The following is a 21,767-nucleotide window of genomic DNA, read 5'->3' as shown; positions in this document are numbered from 1 at the left end:
CATCCGTTCCGTCCAGCGCGAGGTTTTCAATATGCCTGTTCTTCCGTCCGTGCTCGAAGCAATCGGCAATACGCCGCTGATCCGGCTCAAGGCCGTGTCCGAAGCGACCGGCTGCAACATTCTCGGCAAAGCGGAGTTCCTCAATCCCGGGCAGTCCGTAAAGGACCGGGCAGCGCTCTGGATCATCCGCCAGGCCGAAAAGGCCGGCCAGTTGCGGCCGGGCGGCGTGATCGTCGAAGGTACGGCCGGCAATACGGGGATCGGCCTTGCCGTTGTCGGCAGCGCACTTGGATACCGCACCGTCATCGTCATTCCCGAAACCCAGAGCCAGGAAAAGAAGGACGCGCTGCGCCTGCTTGGGGCCGAACTGGTCGAAGTTCCGGCTGTGCCTTACAGGAATCCCAACAACTACGTGAAGATCTCCGGCCGGTTGGCGGCCCAACTCGCCGAAACCGAGCCGAACGGCGCCATCTGGGCGAACCAGTTCGACAATGTCGCCAACCGGCAAGCGCATGTCGACACGACCGCGCCTGAAATCTGGCGCGACACCGACGGCAAGGTCGACGGCTTCATCTGCGCCGTCGGCTCCGGCGGCACGCTTGCCGGCGTGGCGGAAGGATTGCGCGCCCGCAATGCGGCGATCAAGATCGGCATCGCCGACCCTGAGGGGGCCGCACTCTACAATTTTTATGCCCATGGCGAGCTCAAGTCGAGCGGCAGCTCGATCACCGAAGGCATCGGTCAAGGCCGAATCACCGCCAACCTCGAAGACTTCACGCCGGACTTCGCCTACCAGATTCCGGATGCTGAAGCGGTGCCCTACGTCTTCGATCTCATCGAAAAGGAAGGCATTTGCGTCGGCGGCTCGACCGGCATCAACATCGCCGGCGCCGTGCGGCTTGCCCGGGACCTCGGGCCGGGACACACAATCGTGACGATCCTCTGCGACTATGGTAACCGCTATCAGTCGAAGCTCTTCAATCCGGACTTCCTGACCTCCAAGGGTCTGCCGGTTCCGGACTGGCTGAAGATCACTTCGAACATAGCAGTGCCATACGAACCCGCTGGATAGGATTGCCATGACCGGAACCGTCACCGCCCTCTTTCGAGACGATTTTTACCTCTCGACCTGCGAAGCACGCGTGACGGCAATCCTGGAAGGCGGCGGCATCGAGCTCGATCAGACCTGCTTTTATGCGACATCCGGCGGGCAGCCGGGTGACACGGGTTTCCTCGAGCGCGAAGACGGCAGCCGCATCGACATCGTCGAAACACGGCATGGCGCGAACAAGGACGTCATCGTTCACATGTCCGCCGATGGCGCGCCCGTGCCGGCGGTCGGCGAGAAGCTGGTGCTGCACATCGACTGGCCGCGCCGCTACCGGCTGATGCGCATGCACACGGCCTGCCATCTGCTGTCGGTCGTCTGCCCCTTCCCGATCACCGGCGCGGCCGTGGGAGAGGAGGAAAGCCGCGTGGACTTCGACATGAGCGAAACGATCGACAAGGACGAGGTCACGGCAGGGCTGATGAAACTCGTCGAAGAGAACCATCCGGTCTACGTGCAGTGGATCACCGACGAGGAGCTGGCCGCCAATCCGGGCATCGTCAAGTCGAAGAATGTCCGCCCGCCGATGGGCCTTGGCCGGGTCAGTCTCGTCTGCATCGGCGAGAATTCATCGATCGACAGCCAGCCCTGCGGCGGAACGCATGTTTCCGAGACGCAGGAAGTGGGTGCGATCCACATTGCCAAGATCGAGAAGAAGGGCAAGGAAAACAGGCGCTTCCGTATACGCTTCGCGACGCCCGAAGACGGGGTTGCGGTCTAGCGCGGGCAGCGAACTGTTCTTTTACATCAGCAAGCCAGTGGAGTGACGACGATGAATGGTGAGAACGAAAACAAGAGCCGCTTTGTCGTTTCTGCGGATTGGCTTGAACAGCGCCTCGATGATCCGTCGGTCAAGATAATCGATGCCGCCTGGTATCTGCCGGCGCAGAACCGCGACGCGAAAGCCGAATACGCCGCCGCGCACATTCCCGGGACGGTCTTCTTCGACCAGGACGCGATCGCCGATCGGACGAGCGCGCTGCCGCACACCCTGCCCTCTCCCGAGGCATTCTCCGAGGCCGTGGGCGCAATGGGAATCAGCGAGAACGACACGATCGTCGTCTACGATGGCCCGGGGATCTTCACCGCCCCGAGGGTCTGGTGGATGTTCCGAATCATGGGCGCCGAGAACGTCTTCGTTCTCGATGGCGGGATGGACGGCTGGAAAGCGGACGGCCGGCCAACGACGACCGAGGTTGCGAAACCCAGCCCGCAGGCTTTCAACGCAGTCTTCAACCCGAACGCGGTCACCTCGTTCGAGCGCATGAGGGATGTGGTCGAGCACCGGCTCTCCCAGATTGCCGATGCGCGCAGCGCCGGGCGCTTCGCCGGCGAGGAACCGGAGCCGCGGGCGGGCATGCGGCCGGGCCATATGCCAGGTGCAAGGAGCCTGCCCTCGGGCGTATTCTCCGACAAGGGCAGGTTCAAGGATCTCGATGCGCTGCGCCGAACTTTTGCGGATGCCGGCATCGATCTGACGAAGCCGGTCGTCACGAGCTGCGGCTCCGGCATAACCGCCGCCATCATCACGCTTGCGCTTCAATCCTTGGGACATAAGGACAATACGCTTTATGATGGCTCCTGGTCGGAATGGGGTAGCCGGCCGGACACCCCGGTTGCAACCGGTAAAGAGTGAGAGCCATGCCAAGGTCGAAGCCTGCCGCGATCACGGCGCACGTGACCGAACTCGAAATGACGTCGCCGCCGAAGCAAAGTCTGCCGATGCCGATCAACATCCACACGGCGATCCTGCGCGTCTCGGACATTCCGCTCGCCTATTACCGCTTTCTCTATCTGCGTGTCGGAAAGCGCTGGCACTGGGCGGAGCGCCTGCGCATGAGCGACGACGATCTGTCGGCTATTCTCCACGACAAGCGAACGACGGTCATGGTGCTTTACGTGGACGGTGCGCCGGCCGGTTTCTTCGAATTCCAGCAACTGGACGATGACGTCATCGACCTCACCCATTTCGGGCTCATGGAGCACGCGCTCGGCCTGGGACTCGGCAAGTGGTTCTTGCTGCAGACCTTGTTTGCGGCCTGGGCCATGAACCCGCGCAAGGTCACGGTGACGACGAACAATCTCGATCATCCCCGGGCGCTGCAGCTTTACCAGCAGTTCGGCTTTTCTCCGGTCGCGACGCGCGAGATGGTGGTCGAGCCGCTGAGCGACGAGGAACTTCTCACCTTCGCGAAGAAGCTCTGAACGCTTTCGGATGTCGGATCTAAGCTCGGCAAGTATCGGGTGTCGTTCCCAGACACAAGTGCGCATCTTTCTCCTGAATTCAGCCAATCGGGAGAAGCGCCATGAAACTCAACTACGTTGCAATGCCCGTCGGAGAGGCGGAGCGGCTAAGGCAAGGCGGGCCGGACGCCTATGGCGACCAGCCCGAACGGCGCATTTCGGACGGCGACGGCGTGCCGTGCCGGCACTGCCTTCGCAATGTCGATGAGGGCCAGCCTTATCTCGTTCTCGCCTACCGGCCGTTTTCGTCAGTTCAGGCCTATGCCGAAACGGGACCGATCTTCATCCACGCTGAAAATTGCGCCATTCACGACGGTGACGCCTTGCCGCCGATACTCGCATCCAGCAAGAGCTATCTTCTGCGCGGCTACGGGGGAGATGAGCGCATCGTCTATGGCACGGGCGGGGCCGTTGATGCCGAGTACCTCGAGCAGCGGGCCATGGAATTGCTGGCACGGCCGGACGTCGCCTTCGTGCATGTTCGCTCGGGAAAATACAACTGCTACCAGTGCCGCATCGAAGCGGCCTGAGCGGGAGCCCGGCGCATGATGGCGCCGGGCGGTTCAGCGTGTCAGGCGACGTGGAGGACGGCCTCGGGAGCGTGGGCGTCGTAGCCGAGCGCTTCGGCCACGGCGGCATTGGTGACGCGGCCTCGGTGGACATTGAGGCCGGCGCGCAGATGCCGGTCTTCGGCAATCGCCTTGAGGCCGCGGTCGGCGAGCTGCAGTCCGTATTGGAGTGTCGCATTGTTGAGCGCGTGCGCCGACGTGATCGGCACCGCCCCCGGCATGTTCGCAACGCAGTAATGCACGATGCCTTCGACCTCATAGGTAGGTTCGGAGTGCGTCGTCGCATGCGACGTCTCGAAGCAGCCGCCCTGGTCGATCGCGACATCGACAATGACGGCGCCTTTTTTCATGGCGGACAGCATTTCGCGTGTGACGAGCTTCGGCGCAGCAGCACCGGGAATGAGCACCGCTCCGATCACCATGTCGGCGGAGAAGACCTCCTCTTCCAAGGCATCGATCGTCGAGTAGCGCGTATGGACACGGCCGTTGAAGATATCGTCGAGTTGGCGCAGACGCGGCAGCGACCGGTCCAGGATAGAAACATCGGCCCCGAGACCCGCAGCCATCTTGGCTGCATGCAGGCCGACGACGCCGCCACCGATGATCGCGACCTTGGCCGGAAGAACGCCCGGTACCCCGCCGAGCAGGATTCCGCGTCCGCCATTTGCCTTCTGGAGCGAGGTAGCGCCAGCCTGGATCGCAAGCCGTCCCGCGACCTCGGACATCGGCGCAAGCAGCGGCAGTCCGCCGCGCTCATCCGTCACGGTCTCATAGGCGACCGCCGTGACGCCGGACTTGAGAAGTCCCTGAGTCTGTTCCGGGTCCGGTGCGAGGTGAAGATAGGTGTAGAGAATCTGGCCTTCGCGCAGTTGCGCCCATTCGGACGGTTGCGGCTCCTTGACCTTGACGATCATGTCCGCCTTTTCGAAGACTTCTCTGGCTGTCGGTACGATCCTTGCACCGGCTGCGCGATAGGAGTCGTCATCGGCCCCGATCCCTGCCCCGGCCTTGGTTTCCACGATGACCTCGTGGCCGTGGGCTACATATTCCCGTACTGATCCGGGCGTAAGGCCGACACGGTATTCATGGTTTTTGATTTCCTTCGGGCAACCGACACGCATCTTTGCGTTCCTCTCCTATCCATGGGCTTTCCGCCGCGTTGATGAGGGGTCCAGCAAAGCAGATGGCATCCAGAATGTCCTTGCAAAGAAGTGCTCATCCATGCATTGATTTCGGTGATTATTGCACAAAATTGCGACTACTCGAAAGAAGATGCGAATGACTGGCTTGGATGCTATCGATCGTTCGATTCTGCGCATTATGCAGCAGGATGGCCGAATTTCGAACGCGGACCTCGCCGGGAGGGTCGGCCTCTCCCCGTCGGCCTGTTCGCGGCGGGTCGATATTCTCGAAAAGTCCGGGACGATCGCCGGTTACCATGCGCGCATCGCCCACAAGGCGCTCGACTACAGGATCATGGTCATCGTGCATATTTCGCTCTCCGGGCAGTTCGCCAAGACCCTTGCGGAGTTCGAAGCCGCCGTGAAGCTCTGCCCCAATGTGCTCGTGTGTTACCTGATGTCCGGGGAATACGATTACATCCTGCGCGTGGCAGCGAAGGATCTGGAGGATTATGAGCGCATCCATCGCGACTGGCTCTCGGCGTTGCCGCACGTCGTAAAGATCAATTCGAGTTTTTCGCTTCGCGAGGTCATCGATCGCCCCAATGTCGGCATCTGAGACCGTGATGCAGCGAGACGCGGCGGCAATCCCGTCTGCAAAAATCAGCCGCTTTGCGTGGCCGGGCCATTCCGCCATAGTCGCGCTTGTCTGAACGCATCGAACGCGCTTTCGAGGGAGATCACCGATGACTGCTTTGCATCCCATTTCGCGCCGGACCCTCATCGGCGGTCTTGCCGCCACGTCGGCATTTGTCGTGCTGCATCCCTTCTCGACCCGCGCGGCTGCCAACCAGGCGCATCTCAGGATCATGGAAACCACGGACCTGCACGTCCATGTCTTTCCCTACGATTACTATGCCGACAAGCCGAACGACACGCTTGGCCTAGCGCGCACCGCTTCGATCGTCGACGCCATCCGCGCCGAGGCGGCGAACGCGGTCCTCGTCGACAATGGCGATTTTCTTCAGGGCAATCCGATGGGCGATTACATCGCCTACAAGCGCGGCATGAAGGAAGGCGACATGCATCCGGTCATCGCCGCGATGAACGTGCTCGGCTACGACTGCGGCACGCTCGGCAATCACGAGTTCAACTACGGCCTGGATTTCATGTTCAATGTGATCAACGGCGCAAACTTTCCGATCGTTTGCGCCAACTTGACCAAAGGCGCCATGGCCGCCGCTCCGCGCCAGGACGAGCTTTTCCTCAAGCCCTACGTGATCCTCGATCGAAAAGTGAAGGACGGCGCCGGTCAGGAACACCCCATCCGCATCGGCCTCATCGGGTTCGTACCGCCGCAGATCATGACCTGGGACGCCAAGAACCTCGAAGGCAAGGCGAATGCGCGCGACATCGTCAAAACCGCGGAAGCCTGGGTGCCGCAGATGCGCGAGGAAGGCGCCGACATCGTCATCGCCCTCTCACATTCCGGCATAGGGCAGCAGTCCTATGCCGAAAATCTCGAAAACGCGTCCGTACCCCTGGCGGCAATCGAGGGTATCGACGCCATCGTCACCGGCCACAGCCATCTCGATTTTCCGGGACCCAAGTTCGACGGAACTCCGGGCGTCGACAATGCCAAAGGGTTGATTTCAGGAAAGCCCGGCGTCATGGGCGGCTTCTGGGGATCCCATCTCGGCCTCATCGATCTGCTGCTCGAACGCGACGGCGGCCAGTGGCGTGTGATCGGTTCGACAAGCGAGGCGCGGCCGATCTTTCGCCGGGAAGAAAAGAAGGTGATCGCCGAGGTCGGTGACAAGCCGGAAGTGCTCGCAGCCGCTCAGAAGGACCACGAGGCGACGCTTGCCTATGTGCGCACCCCCGTCGGCAAAACTTCGGCACCGCTATACTCCTATTTCGCGCTCGTTGCGGACGATCCGTCGGTGCAGATCGTGAGCCAGGCCCAGACGTGGTATATCCGCGAAATGCTCAAGGAAACCGAGCACAGCGACCTGCCGGTCCTGTCCGCCGCAGCCCCGTTCAAGGCCGGCGGGCGCGGCGGTGCCGAGTACTATACGGATGTTCCAGCGGGCGACATCGCCATCAAGAATGTCGCCGACCTCTACCTCTATCCGAATACGGTGCAGGCGGTCGTCATCACCGGCGAAGAGGTGCGCAACTGGCTCGAAATGTCCGCCGGCATCTTCAACCGGATTGCACCGGGATCGGTCGATGCAAGCCTGATCAATGGCGACTTCCCTTCCTATAATTTCGACGTGATCGACGGGGTCACCTACCAGATCGATCTCTCGCAGCCTGCGAAATACGACAAGGACGGCAATGTGGCGAACCCGGAGGCCAGCCGCATCCGTGATCTGAAATTCGATGGCAGGCCGATAGATCCCAAGCAGAGATTTGTCGTGGCGACCAACAACTACCGCGCCGGCGGCGGCGGCAATTTTCCGGGCATCGCCGGCGACAAGGTCGTCTTCGTCGCGCCGGACACCAACCGCGACGTCATCGTGCGCTACATCGTCGAACAGGGAACGATCAACCCCTCGGCGGACGCGAACTGGACCTTCGCGCCGCAGAAGGACACGAGCGTGCTCTTCGACAGCGGCCCGAGGGCGCGGCAGTTTCTGGCAGAGGTCAAGGCGGTGAAAATCGAGAATGCCGGCGACGGCAGCGACGGTTTCGCCCGGTTCAGAATCAAGCTCTGACGCGGGATGCGGGCGGAAAACCGAACATACTTTTCCTCACGCCCCAAGGGCCTGTTGAGATTCATCTGGAGCTTATGACGGCTGCTGCGAGATGAATGATGGCGTTCTTCCTCGCCCTCATCTCTGTGCTTGTCACAGAGATCCAGCAGCGCCGCGTCTGCGGCGCGGGAAGCGTTCTTTCAGCCCAAGGACTTGGTCTGGCTGGATTCCTGTGACGAGCACAGGAATGAGGAGATCAAACGGGCCTTAGGGCGGAATATGAGGAATCACCCGTAGGATATTGTTTGGACTGGCGATTACCGTCGCCGGACGTCAGACAGGCCGCGACTGAGCGTCGTCGGAAAAGAGGGCCGCGCGCTGCTCGTCGATGATCTGGCGCCCCTTGCGCATCGCCGAGTCGATCGCGTCCTGCTCGGAGGTGAAGAGATCTGCCCGGATGAAGCTGCGCACTTTCGTTGCACCGTCCGGCATCGACTTTTCGATGCTGCCGGCAAGCCGGTACTGCGATCCCTCGCGCTGAGGCGTCGCGCGGATCACGCAATCCGCATAGTTCTCGGTCTTGCCTGCCGCAGGCTGTGCCTGCGTTTCAGAGCCGCTGGAGCGACCGAATAATTTCGAGAAAAACGATGCCATGCCTCACAGTTAGCCGTGCTCGCCGGCCCTGTCAAAGCTAAAATTGGTGAGCCCGGCGCCGGCCACTTCACGCCTTGTCAAATGACGAAGTTGGCCAGCATCTCGTTCTCGGTGATGTCCTGGTAGCGGAGACCCGCCGCATCGAAACGCTGTTTGAGAACGGGGAAATTCTCCGCGTGTTTCGTTTCGATACCGATGAGCACGGAGCCGAAGTTTCGAGCAGACTTTTTCAGGTATTCGAACCGGGCGATGTCGTCCTCCTCTCCCAGGAGACCGAGGAAATCGCGAAGCGCGCCCGGACGCTGCGCCATGCGCAGGATGAAGTATTTCTTGAGCCCCGCATGGCGCATGGCCCGCTCCTTCACGTCCGGCAGGCGCTCGAAGTCGAAATTACCTCCGGAAACGACCGCTACGACGATCTTGCCTTCGACACTATCGCGGCCAAGCGCCTCCAGTGCGGTGATTGCAAGCGCGCCGGCGGGTTCGAGAACCACGCCCTCGACATTCAGCATTTCGGTGATCGTCAGGCAGATCGCATTCTCAGGCAGCAGCATCACCTGTTCCGGCGAAAATCTCCGGAGCGCAGCAAAGTTCAGGTCGCCGATCCGTGCGACCGCCGCGCCATCGACGAAATTGTCCACCTGGTCGAGCGTGACGACGCCGCCGAGTTCCAGGCTGCGACTGAAGCTCGGCGCCCCCTCCGGTTCACAGAACAGAAAACGGTCGGCCGAGAGGCTGTCGCCCAAATACCCGGTCACGCCCGCGGCCAAGCCGCCGCCGCCGACGGGCAGGACGACGAGATCGGCAACGAGGCCGGCCGGCAATTGTTCGGCTATCTCCGCTGCAACCGTGGCTTGGCCTTCGATGATATCGTCATGGTCGAAGGGCGGCACCATGACGCCGCCGATCGCTTCCACATGCTCGCGCGCCGCCTTGTAGCATTGATCGAAAATATCGCCGACGAGGCGGATCGTGATGAATTCGGCCCCGAACATGCGCGTTTTGTCGATCTTCTGCTGGGGCGTCGTCACGGGCATGAAGACGACTCCGGGAACGCCGAAGTGGCGGCAGACGAAGGCAAAGCCCTGTGCGTGATTGCCCGCGGAAGCGCAAACGAAGGTCTTCCCGGCCGCTCCGGAGCCGAGCGACTTGCGGAAGAAATTGAAGGCGCCGCGGATCTTGTAGGAGCGCACCGGCGAAAGGTCCTCGCGCTTCAGGAAGACGGTCGCCCCATAGCGCGCGCTCAGGTGCTCGTTGAGCTGAAGCGGCGTCGGCGGAAAGATCTCGCGCATCGCCGCTGCCGCTTTTTCAACATCCTGCTTCATCACGTGACTTCACCCGTTGAGTTTGCCGATGGCAGTCGCTATTGCACATTGCCGCGCCGGAGACCATCGATTTGACACGAATCGGTCACGCACGGCACTATCGCGGCCGCTTCGGGCGATCGCCGGCCCACCAACAAACCGCTTGCAGGAAATCAAGAGCTTGAACGCGAATCTGATCCGGCATGCTGTCCATCTCGCGGCGATCCTGGGGCTCTATCTCTCCGGCGCGATGCTGATTCCGGCCCTGGTCGATCTCTATTATGGTCACCCGGACTGGCAGGTCTTCGCCGTGACCGCCTTCATGTCGGGCGCAATCTCGTCGACGACGTTCATGGCGACCCGCGCAGGCCCCCCGCCCTTCTCGAAGAAATTCGGCTTCCTGGTTGTGAATGTCCTGTGGATCGTGTTTTCGATCGTCGGCGCCATTCCACTCTGGCTCTCCTCGGTAAAGCTGGATTTTGCCCAGGCCCTGTTCGAGTCCGTCTCGGCGGTAACGACGACCGGCTCGACCGTAATCGTCGGGCTCGATGACGCGCCGCCCGGCCTCTTGCTCTGGCGGTCGCTCCTGAGCTGGTTCGGCGGCATCGGCATCGTCGTTCTCGGCCTGTTCATCATCCCCTATCTGCGTGTCGGCGGAATGTCCTTCTTCAAGATGGAATCCTCCGACACCAGCGACAAACCCTTTGCCCGGCTCGCGAGCTTCGGCCGCGCCTTCCTCGTCGTGTACGTGTCGATCACTCTGCTGTGCGCGATCAGCTATGCCATGCTCGGGATGAACAGGTTCGACGCGATCAACCACGCGATGACGACCGTCGCGACGGGCGGCTTTTCTACGCACGACGCGTCATTCGGCTACTTTTCCAGCATTCCCCTGCTCTGGGCCAGCACGTTCTTCATGACGGTCTGCAGCCTGCCCTTCTCCATCCTGATCGTGCTCGTCGTGCGCGGGCGCCTGGACGCCCTTCGCGATCCTCAGATCATCGTATTTCTGGGCTATCTCACCGCATTCTCGGTTGCGGTCGCGGCTTACCACCGGCTCGCCAACGGCGTCGAGTTCCACCTTGCGCTTACCTATGCCTTCTTCAACATCACGTCGATATTGTCGACCACGGGCTATGCGAGCGAAGACTACAGCCTTTGGGGACCGTTCGTGGTCATGGTCGCGTTCATATGCACGTTCATCGGCGGTTGTTCAGGCTCGACAGCGGGCGGCATGAAGGCCTATCGGTTCGTCGTGCTCTTCAACGCCATCCGGTCTGCCCTGAACAAGCTCGTCTACCCGAATGCGATCTACGCGGTCCGGTACGGGAAGAATACGGTCGACGCGGATGTGCAGCGCGCCATTCTGCTGTTCTTCATCACCTATATCCTGCTCTGGGTCTTCGGCAGCCTGGTCATGGGTGCCCTCGGCTATGATCTCGTCACGGCCGTGTCGGCCGTCATCACGTGTCTCTCCAATGTCGGCCCCGGCCTCGGCAGCCTTATCGGCCCTGCGGGCAATTTCTCGACACTCCAGGATCCCGAGCTCTATCTGCTGTCGCTGATGATGCTGCTCGGGCGTCTGGAGGTCCTGACCGTCCTCGTCGTGCTCACTCCGATCTTCTGGAAGCAGTAACAGCCGCCGCTCGGCTGCAGCCTTGCCTTGACTTGGTGTGCCAAATGCCGAAAGCTCAGAGCGATCGGGCATTTGGAAAGCGCGATGCCGAGATACCTGCTCCTGCTGGCGGCACTCACGAACGCCACCGTCATCCTCGCCGACACGCAGGCAGAGGCGGGTCCGCTTGCCGACGCTGCGGCGAAGGCCGAACAGCAGGCGAGCTCCGGCGATGCCGCCGGCGCCCAGGAAACCTTGCGCAAGGCCATGAGCGACTTTTCGCAGACCCTTCCCTTCGCCATCGGCAAGGCGGTCTTCGTCACAGCAGCACCGGCCGGCTTTGCAATGTACGAGCCCCGGCCCGATCCGGTATTCGAAGCCGGCGAAACGCTCATATCCTATGTCGAGCCCGTGGGACTTACCTGGAAGGAGGCAAGCGACGAGGGTAAGCTCGAGACACGCTTCACGGTCGACTTCGACATCCTGAATCCGAAGGGAGAGGTCCTCGCCAGCCAGAAGGCGTTCGGCGATTTCACCTTCAAGGGCTATCAGCGCAACCAGGAAATCTATGCGACGCTGAGGATCGACGTCGCCGGGGCACCATCAGGGAATTATGTGCTGCGCTACCGCTTCAACGACACCAACAGCGGCAGGAGCGCAAGCGTCGATCAACCATTCGAGATCTCCGGCCCTTGAGGGATTGCCGATCTTGCAGCTTTGGTGCGGACGACGGGAATCGAACCCGTACGGTTTCCCGAGGGATTTTAAGTCCCTTGCGTCTACCAGTTTCGCCACGTCCGCCCGCAGCTTAAATCAGGCACATAGGCGATTCAGTCAAGGGGATGTTTTGCCGCCGCCCTGCCTCACGTCAAGCCGGACCCGCGTCGGGCGCCGAAAGCGCGGCACCGGGCAGGTAGAGCGAAATCGGTCGAATCTCGTATACGGCGGTCGGGTTGACGCGGCGCAATTCGCGCGCCGTCTCGACGGCGGCTTCAAGGTTCGGGCAGTCGACCACGTAGAGGCCGAGCAACTGCTCCTTGGTCTCGGCAAAGGGACCGTCGATGATCATGCCGGCACCATCGCCCCGCAACGTCACGGCATCCCTGGTCGAGCCAAGCCGTGCGGCCGGCCCCAATCGCTTTTCCCGGACGAGGCGATCATTGACCTGCAGCAGATCGTCCATCAGCTTGGCATCTGCCTCCCTGGTCCAGGATTCGACCACCTCTTCCTCGTGATAGGCCAATATCGCGTAGAACATGGATCCCTCTCCAAAACCCCATACGGTGCCCGGGTCAGGCACAACGACATGCATGAAACAGTCACGCGGATGCGAAACGATCCCGAGGAACCGCACCTCATGAATCGAAGCGATTAGATCGTTTCTGCAGCGCGCGGGCAAGCCCGGCTTCTACTGCATGTTTCCTTTAATCGTATTCGATTAAAGGACAAAAGACATGCAGCAGATCAAAGTGCTCTACAGCGACCTTTGTGCGTCTGATCAGACGCGCGGCGCTGTAACGGCGCGCACCAATCGCGCGCCTGAAGTTGGGTCAGCCGCTCGACGCGATCAAAGCTCGCCATCGGTCACCTTTGGAGGAACGCGGCCGGTGTGATGGGTCGGATTGTCCGATCCTGCGCCTTCGGCCGGTTTCTCTTTCTTTGTGGTTTGGCCACTTCTGGCCGGCGGCTCGTCGGTGCCGGATTCCGCCGCCTGATCCGGGAGCGGCTGTGGCTCCATGTCCATTTCTTTCGGTTCCGGTTTCCATGTGGGAGACGGCATCGGCTGGTCCGTCAGATCGTCATATTTGGGATTGCTCATGGCTCGCTCCTTTCGGTCTCGCCAGATCAACCCCGGACATTTCTGAAGGTTCCTCATGGCCCTGCCGGCCCGTTCGAGGATCGGGGAATGGCATCTGCCCAAGAAATTTTGCAACCCCTGATTCGCCAGGGGTTCAATCGCGGCATGTCAATGGCAAGATAATGCAGGGCTCAAGGGCATCCTTGATGATGATTACGGAGGGTGGGGCGTGCGTTCACTGCAAGCGTTCGGCGGCATAGCCTTGCTTCCCGAAGACCTCGACACGCTGCAGCGCGTGTTCGACAAGCTGTGCCGCGAACATCGATGGCCGCGCGAGAGCGCGCAGGCTCGGCGGTTCGGGAGGATGCTGATCCGGGAATATCAGTCCGGCACGAGAGATGAGGGACTTCTTCTGCGAGCGGGACAAGCCTTCGTCAGTCAGGCCAACGCACAAAAGAAACTGGCCTGAACAGAGGCCCGGCTGTGCGGCGAGGGCGCCGGCAATGACCGGCTCAATGATAGTAGAAACAGTCGCAGTCGGCTCGCGTGGCGTCCTCTCCTCTCCACACCCTGACGGCCAGCTTTGACGACTCGCCGGTCTCGTCAAGCCGCAATCCCAACAGCGAAATCGCCGCCGCCTTGGGATTCGGCGCGTCTATTTCGATGACCGATCCGACCTGGTGAACGCCCAGGCGTGCAGTCCAGGTAAAGATCTGAACATTGTAATGCATGGAAATTCTCCATTTTCGGTCGCCGCCTGCGCGGGTCGCATAACCAAGGACAACGGCTTCGCGTCAATTGCCCTCCAACGCAGCATCGTCAGCCATCCTCTACGGTTGCTTCCGGTCGATCTCCGCCGTCGGCATGTTCGAAATGCCAGTTTCCCTTCTCATCCTGGAAGCTGATCTCCTCGTCGTCGCCGCCGACCTGCTGTTCGGCTGCTGCAGCTTTGGCGGCCGCCAGCGCCATCTCGCGACTGGGAAAGGGCTCTGAATATGCATCGGCTGCCTTGTAGGCCCAGCCTCCATCGTGTGGAACGATGAAATAAGTGATCTGCACCATCCTTCACTCCCATGGATGTTCAAGGACAGTCCCTGCCCTCGACGGGCCGCGCCGCGCGGGCCCTTTAGTTCCTCCTTGCTGCCGCATGCTTCCCTGAATCGGAGCCGGTCTGAGAAAAACACGCAGCCATTCAAAGTGCTGTAGCGACCTTGCCTGCTAAAAAAAGCACGTCGCCGTCGGGCATTTCTGATGCCGAATGCGGCGATGTTAACACAAAATTGCCCCATTGGGCCACATTTGCGAAGGCTTGCGGGCCGATATTCCGCGACCCGGCCGAGGGGCGGACTGTGATCCGAATCGCCCGCAAAAAAGGGCGCGGCTCGATCGGGAGCCGCGCACGAAGGTTGAAGGTCGTCAGTCCGCGAGCTTTGCGGCAATCCGCGCGACATGCGCACCCTGAAAGCGGGCGGCTTCGAGTTCGACCGCGGAGGGCTGGCGCGAACCGTCGCCGCCGGTGATCGTCGAGGCGCCATAGGGCGATCCGCCCTTGACTTCCTCAACGCCCATCTGACCCTGGAAGGCATAGGGAAGTCCGACGACCACCATGCCGTGATGCATCATCGTGGGAATGAGGCCGAGAATCGTTGATTCCTGGCCGCCGTGCTGGGTCGCCGACGAGGTGAAGGCGGAGCCCACCTTGCCGACGAGCTTCCCTTTTGCCCAGAGGCCGCCGGTCTGGTCGATAAAGTTACGCAATTGCGAAGCGACGGTCCCGTAGCGGGTGCCCGCGCCGAAGATGATTGCATCGTAATCCGCCAGCTCCTCGACGGTCGCGACCGGTGCCGGCTGGTCGAGCTTGAAATGCGAAGCTTTCGCCACGTCCTCCGGCACGAGTTCCGGAACGCGCTTGACGGCTACTTCGGCACCGGCCGATCTTGCACCTTCCGCGACCGCATGGGCCATCGTCTCGATATGCCCATAGGCCGAATAGTAAAGAACCAGTACTCTAGCCAAAACGATACTCCTTGTTGTCCGGCAATTCCGCTTGATCGCCGCGGCCGGCAGGATTTATCAAAACGCATACCACTGCCAGTGCAGGGATGGTCGACAGACTGTTCAGCTTTTTTCAACACTGACGAGATCGCGTTCGCGATCCGAATACGCCTGGAGCGCCAATGACCAGCCCCACGATCGTCACCGCCGCCATGCTCGCCATCGGCGACGAGCTTCTCTCCGGCCGGACCAAGGACAAGAACATCGGCCACCTCGCCGATATGCTCACGATGGTCGGCATCGATCTGCGCGAGGTGCGCATCGTCGCCGACGACCAGGACGCGATCGTGGAGGCGCTCAATGCCCTGCGCAGCCGCTACCGCCACGTGTTTACTTCCGGCGGCATCGGTCCGACCCATGACGACATCACTGCCGATGCGATTTCGAAGGCCTTCGGGGTCGAGTGCATTCACGAGCCGAAGGCAATGGAGCTGCTTGCCGCGATGTACGAGCGCCGCGGCATGGAGTTCACCGAGGCGCGCAAGCGGATGGCCCGCATGCCTGAAGGCGCGACCCACATTCCCAATCCGGTATCGACCGCACCCGGCTTCGCCATCGAGAACGTCTATGTCATGGCCGGCGTGCCCCAGGTGTTCCAGGCGATGCTCGACGCGCTGCTGCCGAGCCTTGAGACCGGCACGCCCGTCCTTTCCCGTACGGTTCGCTCGCCCTATGGCGAGGGCGACATCGGAGCGCCGCTGACCGAGGTGCAGAAGAACCATCCCGAAACGAGCATCGGCTCCTATCCGAGATTCGACGGCAAGAGCTTCTCGACGGATATCGTGATCCGGGCCCGCGATGCCACGGTGCTTGGCGCCGCCGAAACCGAGGTGATCGCGATGATCGAGGCGATCGGCCGATCACGCGAGAAACACCAGCCCTGAACTCCGCGTCGGCGAAATCATTGCAGATCGCGGTGCTCGCGGCTGGACTGGCTCTTGCACTTTCGGCTTCATTGCCGCTATTGCATCAGGCATGAACTAGTGTCGGCGGCGTGGCCGTCGAACTGCAGCAACGCTTATCGCCGACAGCGCAAAGAAGCCGGAGTCCGCCATGTCTCTTCCCGAGAAAGCCTTTCCTGTATCCTGGGATCAGTTCCACCGTGACGCCCGCGCCCTGGCCTGGCGGCTGGCCGACAACGGGCAGGAATGGCGCGCGATGGTCTGCATCACGCGCGGCGGCCTTGTTCCGGCCGCTATCGTCAGCCGGGAACTCAACATCCGGATGATCGAAACGGTCTGCATCGCCTCCTATCACGACTACGACACGCAGGGCCAGATGAAGGTGCTCAAGAGCATCTCGCCTGAGATCGCAAAGGATGGGGGCGAAGGCGTTCTCATCGTCGACGATCTGACCGACACCGGCAAGACTGCCGCCGAGGTTCGCGCGATGCTGCCGAAGGCGCATTTCGCTGCGGTTTACGCAAAGCCGAAGGGTCGCCCCCTCGTCGACACTTTCGTGACCGAAGTCAGCCAGGATACCTGGATCTACTTCCCCTGGGACCTCGGTTTCACCTACCAGGAACCGATTGCCAAGGGCACGCGCGGCTAGCGTGTTTCACTGTTTCATTGACAAAGTGAAACACCCCAACACTTTGCTGGAAGTGCTCTCCTGACAGAACGCTCGGCGTTCTAAGCATTCCCTCGAAGCGGCGCTATGCTCTCGACAAGGCTCTCGGCCGTTGCCGTGCGGCCGGCCACGACACCGGCCTCGCCGTGGCGCCAGACCGCGGACGCTGCCGCCTCGAAAGCAGGCATGCCCTGCGCCAGGTGGGCGCCGATGATCCCCGCAAGTACGTCGCCCGAACCTGCCGTCGCGAGCCAGGGCGGCGCGTTGACATTGACGGCGGCCCGGCCGGACGGCGCGGCAACGACCGTATCCGGCCCCTTATAGACGATCACGGCATGGCTGAGCCTCGCCGCGGCCTGAGCCTTCTCGATCTTGGACAGCGCCGCATCCTCGGCGATATCCGGAAAGAGCCGGGCGAACTCCCCTTCGTGCGGCGTCATCACCACCTCACCGCCCTCGGCCGCGATCCTGTCGAAGAGTTGCTCCCTGCCCTCTCGGAACGAACTTATCCCGTCGGCATCGAGCACCAGTGCGCGGCCGCAGAGCATGAGCACGAAATCCCGCGCCTTTTTGCCGACGCCGAAGCCGGGTCCGAGAACGAAGGCATTCAGGCGTCTGTCCTTGAGCCAGGCGGCAAGGCCGGCAGCGTTGTTGATTTCCTTGAGCATGACGGCGGTGAGGTGCGCGGCATTGACGGCGAGCGCTTCCGCCGGAGAGGCAAGCGTCACCAGCCCCGCGCCGGCGCGCAGGCCCGCCGCCGCCGATAGCCGCGCGGCCCCGGTCGAAACCGGTCCGCCGCAAAGCACGGCGAGATGGCCGCGTTTGTATTTGTGGGTCGCGGGATCGAGCGCACCGAGGTGTTGCTCCCACATCGCGGGTGTGTTGACGTGAAGATCGCCGGCTCTATCCGCAACGAGCCTTGCCGGAATGCCGATATCGAAGATTTCGAGCGTGCCGCAGCGGGCGCGACCCGGCATCAGCAGATGGCCGGGTTTGGCCGCCATGAACGTCACCGTGTGGGCCGCAACGAAACTCAAGCCCCGGATTTCGCCCGTCCGCCCGTCTATGCCGGATGGCAGGTCCACGGCGAGGACCGGTACTCCGCTCGCATTCACTTGCTCGATGACTGTTCTCGCCTCGTCCGGCACATCGCGCGCAAGCCCTGCCCCGAAAAGTGCGTCGATGACGACATCACCCGATTGCGGCTCGTAGGCGTCGAGGGGTCGCGGTACAAGCGCAAAGGCATCGCGCGCCCGCGCGGCGTCGCCCTTCAGCATCGCCGCGTCGCCGAGCGCAAAGACGGCGACGCTTGCGCCGGTATCGGCGAGCGCGGCAGCGGCGATATAGCCATCGCCGCCGTTGTTGCCCGGGCCGCAAAGCACCACAAAGCGCAATGCTTCCGGGTAAAGCCGCAAGGCGGCGGCCGATACGGCCGTTCCCGCCGAACGCATGAGCGAGAAGCTATCGATCCCCGAACGCGCGGCATCCTTGTCGACCGCTGTCATTTCCGCCGGGGTCACGAGGACATTCGAAAGCGCCTGAAGCATGGAAGCGATCTAATCCCGACCGAAAGCGCAAGACAAGAGCAGCGTTGACGGAAAGCGACATGACTAAGAAATGTGCATTTGCACACTATAAGTGCTCAAATAACATGCTTCGAGCACGAAACGCAGCGATCCTCCGTCGCGCGCCGGCGTCGAACACTCAAAACCTCATAAAAAATAGGCAGAATGCCATTGCAGAAGCCACTGCCCCATCGGCACCTATCGCGTTACCACTGGAAATTTCGCAATCTGCGCGTCATTCCTCTACAAAAGTGGCACGCTACGTGCATAGTGTGAGGCCAAGCGGGCAGAACCTGCTTTAAAGGGAGAAGCGGAGAGACATTTTCTCATGAAAAAGATCGAAGCGATCATTAAGCCTTTCAAGCTCGACGAAGTGAAGGAAGCCCTTCAGGAGGTCGGCCTGCAGGGGATCACCGTCACGGAAGCCAAGGGCTTCGGGCGGCAGAAGGGACATACGGAGCTCTACCGCGGCGCAGAATACGTCGTCGACTTCCTGCCGAAGGTGAAGGTCGAAGTGGTGCTGGCGGACGAAAATGCGGAGGCCGTGATCGAAGCCATCCGCAATGCCGCGCAAACCGGCCGCATCGGCGATGGCAAGATTTTCGTATCCAATGTGGAAGAAGTGATCCGCATCCGTACCGGCGAAACCGGCCTCGACGCCATCTGATCGCGTCTGGCGATCTCACCTATCCGGGGGCCGTCCGGCCCCGTCTTTCCAATCCTCGTCATCACACAGGGAATTGCAACAAATGACGACTGCGAATGAAGTTCTGAAGCAGATCAAGGAAAACGACGTCAAGTTCGTAGACCTGCGCTTTACCGACCCCAAGGGCAAGCTGCAGCACGTGACGATGGATGTCGTCTGCGTCGACGAAGACATGTTCGCCGACGGCGTCATGTTCGACGGTTCCTCGATCGGCGGCTGGAAGGCTATCAACGAATCCGACATGGTGCTGATGCCCGATCCGGAAACGGCGCATATGGACCCGTTCTTCGCCCAGTCCACGATGGTCATCTTCTGCGACATTCTCGATCCGGTTTCGGGCGAAGCCTATAACCGCGACCCGCGCGGCACGGCCAAGAAGGCAGAAGCCTACCTCAAGGCCTCCGGCATCGGCGACACGGTCTTCGTAGGTCCGGAAGCGGAATTCTTCGTCTTCGACGACGTCAAGTACAAGGCCGATCCGTACAACACCGGTTTCAAGCTCGACAGCTCCGAACTGCCCTCCAACGACGACACGGACTACGAGACCGGCAACCTCGGTCACCGCCCCCGTGTCAAGGGCGGCTATTTCCCGGTTCCGCCGGTTGACAGCAGCCAGGACATGCGCTCCGAAATGCTGACCGTGCTGTCCGAAATGGGCGTGACGGTTGAAAAGCATCACCACGAAGTGGCAGCGGCGCAGCACGAGCTGGGCGTCAAGTTCGATGCCCTCGTGCGCAATGCCGACAAGATGCAGATCTACAAGTATGTCGTGCACCAGGTCGCCAATGCCTATGGAAAGACCGCGACCTTCATGCCGAAGCCGATCTTCGGCGACAACGGCTCGGGCATGCACGTGCATCTGTCGATCTGGAAGGACGGCAAGCCGACCTTTGCCGGCGACGAGTATGCCGGGCTTTCCGAATCCTGCCTCTACTTCATCGGTGGCATCATCAAGCATGCCAAGGCGCTGAATGCCTTCACCAACCCGTCGACGAACTCCTACAAGCGCCTCGTCCCGGGTTATGAAGCACCGGTCCTGCTCGCCTATTCGGCCCGCAACCGCTCGGCTTCCTGCCGAATCCCCTTCGGCACCAACCCGAAGGCGAAGCGCGTCGAAGTCCGCTTCCCCGATCCGACGGCAAACCCCTACCTCGCCTTCGCCGCGATGCTGATGGCCGGTCTCGACGGCATCAAGAACAAGCTCCACCCCGGCAAGGCCATGGACAAGGACCTTTACGACCTCCCGCCGAAGGAACTGAAGAAGATCCCGACCGTCTGCGGCAGCCTGCGCGAAGCGCTAGAAAGCCTCGACAAGGACCGTAAGTTCCTGACCGCCGGCGGCGTTTTCGACGACGACCAGATCGACTCCTTCATCGAACTGAAGATGCAGGAAGTCATGCGCTTCGAAATGACGCCGCACCCGGTCGAGTTCGACATGTACTATTCCGTCTGATGGCGGAGCGGACGGCCCTCACAGGTTCTGTCCATGCAAGATGAAACGAGGAAGGCGGGTTTCATCCGAAACCCGCCTTTTCAGTTCGACGCCGATGGAAGGCTCGCCCCCGGAGGCGCGCGCCTCTTGATGTTCCATATGCGACAACCCAGATAACTGTCTGAAAGGATGTGTTGCGTCATGAAACAAAGAAACGCCAAGTTTGAGATCGGACAGGTGGTTCGCCATCGGATGTTCCCGTTCCGCGGCGTCGTCTTCGACGTCGACCCGGAATATGCGAACACCGAGGAATGGTGGAATGCGATTCCGCAGGAGATCCGGCCCGAAAAGGACCAGCCCTTCTATCACCTGTTTGCGGAGAACGACGAAAGCGAATACGTCGCCTATGTTTCGGAACAGAACCTCGTTTCGGATGACAGCGACAGGCCGATCCGCCATCCCCAGGTGGACGCTCTGTTCGAAAAGGCCGACGCCGGACACTACAAGCCCAAGGCCACTTATCAGCATTAGAGCGGGATGAGGAAAGGGTGCGTGCGGATAGCTGCGTCCGCTCAGGCGCCGGGCTGAAAACGTGGAGTCGCCGCAACATTGTCGGCGGATGCAGGTACAAAAAGACGCCCGGATCGTTGACCCGGGCGTCTTTCTTTATTCAGAGAGCTAATGATTACTGCTGCTTGGCAGCCTTTTGCGCCTCTTCCAGCTTCTTGCGGGCATCTTCTGCCTTCTTCTGCATCTCTTCCTGCAGGAGGCGCTGACGCTCTTCAAGCTGGGACTGCTCGATCGGTTCGCCGTCGAATACGCCGGTGAAGCCTTCGAGCGACATCTTGATTGGGTTCGGAGCGCGCTGGAAGTTGACCGAGGTGAAGACGACCTCGTTGCCCTTCTTCAGCTGCGCAATAAGCGCGTCGGAGAGCGGCGCTTCGGCAACGCACTTGTCCGGCATGCAGATCGCGTAGTCGAGCTTGACGCCCTTGCCACCGTCGATCTGCATCTGAACGCCGGGCGGGATCATGCGCGCGGACGGTACGGAAACCTGCATGACCTTGCGATTGACCTTGCCGGAGACGGTAATGAGGCCGACGGCCGTCACGAGCTGGCCGTTATTGGCGGTGAGCAGGTTCTGGACGATGCAGACATCGTTGTCTTCCTGCTTGGTGCAGACCTTGAACCAACCCTGCGGCGGCTTGCCTCCCGCCTGCTGCGCGGATGCGACGCTCGGCGCACCGGCTGCTGCGAAAGAAAGCGCCAGCGCTGCCAATCCCGCGCGTGTGGTGAAGTTCGACTTGAAGATCATTGTGATTCCGTCT

General features: G+C 61.3%; 25 protein-coding genes and 1 tRNA gene. 15 read left to right on the top strand and 11 right to left on the bottom strand.

All coding sequences use genetic code 11. From position 1 onward, the window contains the following. Nucleotides 1-31 precede the first annotated feature (31 nt). The 5 genes from M1D43_RS05295 to M1D43_RS05275 all read left to right on the top strand — a co-directional run bounded on the left by M1D43_RS05295 (nt 32) and on the right by M1D43_RS05275 (nt 3,882). A complete protein-coding gene (locus M1D43_RS05295) occupies nt 32-1,072 on the top strand; it encodes a cysteine synthase A (protein ID WP_153314123.1) in 1,041 nt (346 codons plus the stop codon). 7 nt (nt 1,073-1,079) lie between these two features. Next, entirely contained in the window at nt 1,080-1,829 is a 750-nt protein-coding gene (locus M1D43_RS05290; RefSeq protein ID WP_010969351.1) for an alanyl-tRNA editing protein, read from the top strand. A 51-nt stretch (nt 1,830-1,880) separates the two neighbouring features. Then, on the top strand, nt 1,881-2,744 hold the full coding sequence (sseA, locus tag M1D43_RS05285) for a 3-mercaptopyruvate sulfurtransferase (RefSeq protein WP_153314121.1): 864 nt from the start codon (nt 1,881-1,883) through the stop codon (nt 2,742-2,744). A gap of 5 nt (nt 2,745-2,749) precedes the next feature. After that, entirely contained in the window at nt 2,750-3,313 is a 564-nt protein-coding gene (locus M1D43_RS05280; protein ID WP_127541381.1) for a GNAT family N-acetyltransferase, read from the top strand. A 101-nt stretch (nt 3,314-3,414) separates the two neighbouring features. Further along, nucleotides 3,415-3,882, top strand: a complete 468-nt coding sequence (locus M1D43_RS05275) for a DUF1203 domain-containing protein (RefSeq protein ID WP_028011368.1) — start codon at nt 3,415-3,417, stop codon at nt 3,880-3,882. A gap of 41 nt (nt 3,883-3,923) precedes the next feature. Here the strand turns inward: M1D43_RS05275 and ald are convergent, their stop codons facing one another. After that, nucleotides 3,924-5,042 carry an alanine dehydrogenase gene (ald, locus tag M1D43_RS05270; RefSeq protein ID WP_010969355.1) on the bottom strand — a complete coding sequence of 373 codons (1,119 nt, stop codon included), beginning with the start codon at nt 5,040-5,042 and terminating at the stop codon, nt 3,924-3,926. 157 nt (nt 5,043-5,199) lie between these two features. On the opposite strand from ald, the gene M1D43_RS05265 reads away from it, so the two are divergent. Next, nucleotides 5,200-5,661: an Lrp/AsnC family transcriptional regulator gene (locus M1D43_RS05265; protein WP_153314119.1), complete on the top strand. Its 462-nt coding sequence runs from the start codon at nt 5,200-5,202 to the stop codon at nt 5,659-5,661. Between the two features lie 127 nt (nt 5,662-5,788). Continuing rightward, nucleotides 5,789-7,762, top strand: a complete 1,974-nt coding sequence (locus M1D43_RS05260) for a bifunctional 2',3'-cyclic-nucleotide 2'-phosphodiesterase/3'-nucleotidase (RefSeq protein ID WP_153314117.1) — start codon at nt 5,789-5,791, stop codon at nt 7,760-7,762. Between the two features lie 312 nt (nt 7,763-8,074). Here the strand turns inward: M1D43_RS05260 and M1D43_RS05255 are convergent, their stop codons facing one another. Then, entirely contained in the window at nt 8,075-8,395 is a 321-nt protein-coding gene (locus M1D43_RS05255; protein WP_003528242.1) for an HlyU family transcriptional regulator, read from the bottom strand. A gap of 77 nt (nt 8,396-8,472) precedes the next feature. Further along, nucleotides 8,473-9,720 carry a threonine ammonia-lyase gene (ilvA, locus tag M1D43_RS05250; protein ID WP_498814132.1) on the bottom strand — a complete coding sequence of 416 codons (1,248 nt, stop codon included), beginning with the start codon at nt 9,718-9,720 and terminating at the stop codon, nt 8,473-8,475. Nucleotides 9,721-9,880: 160 nt separating this feature from the next. Here ilvA and M1D43_RS05245 point away from each other — a divergent pair, with 160 nt between their 5' ends. Beyond that, nucleotides 9,881-11,335: a TrkH family potassium uptake protein gene (locus tag M1D43_RS05245; RefSeq protein ID WP_010969358.1), complete on the top strand. Its 1,455-nt coding sequence runs from the start codon at nt 9,881-9,883 to the stop codon at nt 11,333-11,335. Between the two features lie 84 nt (nt 11,336-11,419). Beyond that, nucleotides 11,420-12,010: a hypothetical protein gene (locus tag M1D43_RS05240; RefSeq protein WP_003528236.1), complete on the top strand. Its 591-nt coding sequence runs from the start codon at nt 11,420-11,422 to the stop codon at nt 12,008-12,010. Nucleotides 12,011-12,032: 22 nt separating this feature from the next. Here the strand turns inward: M1D43_RS05240 and M1D43_RS05235 are convergent. The 3 genes from M1D43_RS05235 to M1D43_RS05225 all read right to left on the bottom strand — a co-directional run bounded on the left by M1D43_RS05235 (nt 12,033) and on the right by M1D43_RS05225 (nt 13,133). Then, nucleotides 12,033-12,115, bottom strand: a tRNA-Leu gene (locus tag M1D43_RS05235). Nucleotides 12,116-12,182: 67 nt separating this feature from the next. Further along, the gene (locus tag M1D43_RS05230; RefSeq protein WP_003528086.1) at nt 12,183-12,572 is read right to left on the bottom strand and encodes a YciI family protein; all 390 of its coding nucleotides are present in this window, start codon (nt 12,570-12,572) and stop codon (nt 12,183-12,185) included. Between the two features lie 309 nt (nt 12,573-12,881). Next, nucleotides 12,882-13,133, bottom strand: a complete 252-nt coding sequence (locus M1D43_RS05225; protein ID WP_010969360.1) for a hypothetical protein — start codon at nt 13,131-13,133, stop codon at nt 12,882-12,884. Nucleotides 13,134-13,341: 208 nt separating this feature from the next. Between M1D43_RS05225 and M1D43_RS05220 the strand changes: the two genes are divergently transcribed. After that, on the top strand, nt 13,342-13,581 hold the full coding sequence (locus M1D43_RS05220; protein ID WP_013844464.1) for a hypothetical protein: 240 nt from the start codon (nt 13,342-13,344) through the stop codon (nt 13,579-13,581). A gap of 43 nt (nt 13,582-13,624) precedes the next feature. On the opposite strand, the gene M1D43_RS05215 is transcribed toward M1D43_RS05220, so the two are convergent. The 3 genes from M1D43_RS05215 to wrbA all read right to left on the bottom strand — a co-directional run bounded on the left by M1D43_RS05215 (nt 13,625) and on the right by wrbA (nt 15,128). Continuing rightward, nucleotides 13,625-13,843 carry a hypothetical protein gene (locus M1D43_RS05215; protein WP_003528078.1) on the bottom strand — a complete coding sequence of 73 codons (219 nt, stop codon included), beginning with the start codon at nt 13,841-13,843 and terminating at the stop codon, nt 13,625-13,627. 88 nt (nt 13,844-13,931) lie between these two features. Further along, nucleotides 13,932-14,174: a DUF2188 domain-containing protein gene (locus M1D43_RS05210; protein WP_003528075.1), complete on the bottom strand. Its 243-nt coding sequence runs from the start codon at nt 14,172-14,174 to the stop codon at nt 13,932-13,934. A gap of 354 nt (nt 14,175-14,528) precedes the next feature. Continuing rightward, entirely contained in the window at nt 14,529-15,128 is a 600-nt protein-coding gene (gene wrbA, locus M1D43_RS05205) for an NAD(P)H:quinone oxidoreductase type IV (RefSeq protein WP_003528068.1), read from the bottom strand. 161 nt (nt 15,129-15,289) lie between these two features. Between wrbA and M1D43_RS05200 the strand changes: the two genes are divergently transcribed. Further along, on the top strand, nt 15,290-16,051 hold the full coding sequence (locus M1D43_RS05200; RefSeq protein WP_010969361.1) for a competence/damage-inducible protein A: 762 nt from the start codon (nt 15,290-15,292) through the stop codon (nt 16,049-16,051). Nucleotides 16,052-16,220: 169 nt separating this feature from the next. Then, nucleotides 16,221-16,718, top strand: a complete 498-nt coding sequence (gpt, locus tag M1D43_RS05195) for a xanthine phosphoribosyltransferase (RefSeq protein WP_015007526.1) — start codon at nt 16,221-16,223, stop codon at nt 16,716-16,718. 80 nt (nt 16,719-16,798) lie between these two features. Here gpt and M1D43_RS05190 read toward each other — a convergent pair whose 3' ends face one another. Next, the gene (locus tag M1D43_RS05190) at nt 16,799-18,283 is read right to left on the bottom strand and encodes a bifunctional ADP-dependent NAD(P)H-hydrate dehydratase/NAD(P)H-hydrate epimerase (protein WP_003528061.1); all 1,485 of its coding nucleotides are present in this window, start codon (nt 18,281-18,283) and stop codon (nt 16,799-16,801) included. A gap of 346 nt (nt 18,284-18,629) precedes the next feature. Here M1D43_RS05190 and M1D43_RS05185 point away from each other — a divergent pair, with 346 nt between their 5' ends. The 3 genes from M1D43_RS05185 (at nt 18,630) to hspQ (ending at nt 20,970) form a co-directional block, all read left to right on the top strand. Continuing rightward, the gene (locus M1D43_RS05185; RefSeq protein WP_003528058.1) at nt 18,630-18,968 is read left to right on the top strand and encodes a P-II family nitrogen regulator; all 339 of its coding nucleotides are present in this window, start codon (nt 18,630-18,632) and stop codon (nt 18,966-18,968) included. An 82-nt stretch (nt 18,969-19,050) separates the two neighbouring features. Further along, nucleotides 19,051-20,460, top strand: a complete 1,410-nt coding sequence (gene glnA / locus M1D43_RS05180) for a type I glutamate--ammonia ligase (protein WP_003528053.1) — start codon at nt 19,051-19,053, stop codon at nt 20,458-20,460. A gap of 180 nt (nt 20,461-20,640) precedes the next feature. Then, nucleotides 20,641-20,970, top strand: a complete 330-nt coding sequence (gene hspQ / locus M1D43_RS05175; protein WP_003528052.1) for a heat shock protein HspQ — start codon at nt 20,641-20,643, stop codon at nt 20,968-20,970. A gap of 154 nt (nt 20,971-21,124) precedes the next feature. Here the strand turns inward: hspQ and M1D43_RS05170 are convergent, their stop codons facing one another. Next, nucleotides 21,125-21,754, bottom strand: a complete 630-nt coding sequence (locus tag M1D43_RS05170; RefSeq protein ID WP_003528049.1) for an invasion associated locus B family protein — start codon at nt 21,752-21,754, stop codon at nt 21,125-21,127. Nucleotides 21,755-21,767: the final 13 nt, after the last annotated feature.

Source organism: Ensifer sp. R1-3 (genome assembly GCF_056739175.1).
Note: the sequence above shows the minus strand (reverse complement) of the source record. Positions and strands in the feature narration are given on the sequence as shown.